General features: G+C 69.1%; 1 protein-coding gene and 2 pseudogenes. 1 reads left to right on the top strand and 2 read right to left on the bottom strand.

Going from position 1 to position 2,625, the window contains the following annotated elements:
• The coding region (locus VMD50_RS17885; RefSeq protein WP_325429178.1) for a TetR/AcrR family transcriptional regulator at positions 1-377 on the bottom strand (377 nt) is incomplete at its 3' end.
• Positions 378-465: 88 nt separating this feature from the next.
• Between VMD50_RS17885 and dnaE the strand changes: the two are divergent.
• Positions 466-2,307: pseudogene (gene dnaE / locus VMD50_RS17880) on the top strand (DNA polymerase III subunit alpha); the annotation flags it as partial.
• On the opposite strand, the pseudogene VMD50_RS17875 reads toward dnaE, so the two are convergent.
• A pseudogene (locus VMD50_RS17875) lies at positions 2,302-2,616 on the bottom strand (hypothetical protein); the annotation flags it as partial. The pseudogenes dnaE and VMD50_RS17875 overlap by 6 nt on opposite strands.
• Between the last annotated feature and the right edge of the window lie 9 nt (positions 2,617-2,625).

Below are 2,625 nucleotides of genomic sequence, written 5' to 3'. Positions count from 1 at the left end.
GCGTCCCTGAGGGCGGGGTGGCGCGACACCTCGACCAGCACCGCGCGGATGGTGCCGGCGTTCTGCCGGCCCTGCTGGCAGATTTTCTCCCCGAGCTGCAGCAGATCGCCCCGCAACGTGCCGGTTTCCGGCGGGACCGCGACGACGCGGATGCCCTCGATGAAGGCGGCCAGCACCAACTCGGCTTTCGAGGGCCAGCGGCGGTACACCGTGGCCTTGCTGGCCCGGGCTTCGCTGGCCACGGCGTCGACCGTCAACCCGTCGTAACCGTGCTCCTCCAGCAGCCGCAACGTCACCGCGAGCAGCTCGGCCTCTCGCGGCGACCACGGTGATGACCCTTCGCACCGTTCGGCAGTCTGGGCCATAGCGCCCACCATAGATCCGCGGCGGGCGAGTGCGTGAGTTAAAGACACACTCGCGACACGTCGGGGATGCGTCGGTGGTCGGTCATAGACTGGCGTCCCTATGAACCACTCGTCGTTCGTGCACCTGCATAACCACACCGAGTACTCGATGCTGGACGGTGCCGCGAAGATCACGCCGATGCTCGACGAGGTGGCGCGGCTGGGGATGCCCGCGGTCGGAATGACCGACCACGGCAACATGTTCGGCGCCAGCGAGTTCTACAACGCGGCGACGAAGGCCGGGATCAAGCCGATCATCGGGGTGGAGGCGTACATCGCCCCGGGCTCGCGCTTCGACACCCGGCGCGTCACCTGGGGGGATCCCGGCCAGAAGGCCGACGACGTCTCCGGCAGCGGCTCCTACACGCACCTGACGATGGTGGCCGAGAACGCCGCCGGCCTGCGCAACCTGTTCAAGCTGTCCTCGCTGGCCTCCTTCGAGGGCCAGCTGAGCAAGTGGTCGCGGATGGACGCCGAGCTCATCGCCGAACACGCCGAGGGCATCATCATCACCACCGGGTGCCCGTCCGGGGAGGTGCAGACCCGGCTGCGCCTGGGCCATGACCGGGAGGCGCTCGAGGCGGCCGCCAGGTGGCGCGAGATCGTCGGGCCGGACAACTACTTCCTCGAGCTGATGGACCACGGGCTGACGATCGAACGGCGGGTCCGCGAGGGGCTGCTCGAGATCGGCCGCAAGCTCGGGATTCCGCCGCTGGCCACCAACGACTGTCACTACGTCACCCGCGACGCCGCCCACAACCACGAGGCGCTGCTGTGCGTGCAAACCGGCAAGACGCTGTCGGACCCCAACCGGTTCAAGTTCGACGGCGACGGCTACTACCTGAAGTCGGCCGCCGAGATGCGGCAGATCTGGGACGGCGAGGTACCCGGCGCCTGCGACTCGACGTTGCTGATCGCCGAGCGCGTCCAGCCCTACGACGAGGTGTGGGCGCCCCGGGACCGGATGCCGGTCTTCCCGGTGCCCGAGGGGCACGACCAGGCGTCCTGGCTGCGGCACGAGGTGGACGCCGGGCTGCGCCGACGCTTTCCCGCCGGCGCGCCGGAGGGTTACGCCGCGCGGGCGGACTACGAGATCGACGTCATCTGCGCCAAGGGCTTCCCGTCCTACTTCCTGATCGTCGCCGACCTGATCAACTACGCCCGCTCGGTGGGCATCCGGGTGGGCCCCGGCCGCGGATCGGCCGCCGGGTCGCTGGTCGCCTACGCGCTCGGCATCACCGACATCGACCCGATCCCGCACGGCCTGTTGTTCGAGCGGTTCCTCAACCCCGAGCGCACCTCGATGCCCGACATCGACATCGACTTCGACGACCGTCGCCGCGGCGAGATGGTGCGCTACGCCGCCGACAAGTGGGGCCAGGACCGGGTGGCGCAGGTCATCACCTTCGGCACCATCAAAACCAAAGCGGCGCTGAAGGATTCGGCGCGAATCCACTATGGCCAGCCCGGTTTCGCCATCGCCGACCGGATCACCAAGGCGCTGCCGCCGCCGATCATGGCCAAGGACATCCCGCTGTCGGGCATCACCGACCCGAACCACGAGCGCTACAAGGAGGCCGCCGAGGTCCGCGGCCTGATCGAGACCGACCCGGACGTGCGCACCATCTACCAAACCGCGCGCGGCCTGGAGGGCCTGATCCGCAACGCCGGCGTGCACGCCTGCGCGGTGATCATGAGCAGCGAGCCGCTGACCGAGGCGATCCCGCTGTGGAAGCGCCCGCAGGACGGGGCCATCATCACCGGCTGGGATTACCCGTCGTGCGAGGCCATCGGCCTGCTGAAGATGGACTTCCTGGGCCTGCGCAACCTGACGATCATCGGCGACGCGATCACTGCCCCAGCGCTCCGTCGCATACCGCACCATCTCGCCGCGGCGCCGGTCGTCGAAGTCGATGTCGATGTCGGGCATCGACGTGCGCTCGGGGTTCAAGAACCGCTCGAACAGCAGCCCGTGCGGGATCGGGTCGATGTCGGTGATGCCCAGCGCATAGGCCACCAGCGAGCCGGCGGCCGAGCCTCGGCCGGGGCCAACCCGGATGGCCACCGATCGGGCGTAGGCGATCAGGTCGGCGACGATCAGGAAATAGGAAGGGAAGCCGGCGTTGCAGATCACCTCAATCTCGTAGTCGGCCCGCGCCGCATACCCCGGCGGCAACCCGGCCGGGAACCGGCGCGCCAACCCGGCCCGCACCTCGTGCTG

It is taken from the genome of Mycobacterium sp. (assembly GCF_035506235.1).
Taxonomy (GTDB): domain Bacteria; phylum Actinomycetota; class Actinomycetes; order Mycobacteriales; family Mycobacteriaceae; genus Mycobacterium.
The sequence above is the reverse complement of the archived record's forward strand: the minus strand, read 5'-3'. Positions and strand labels throughout refer to the sequence as shown.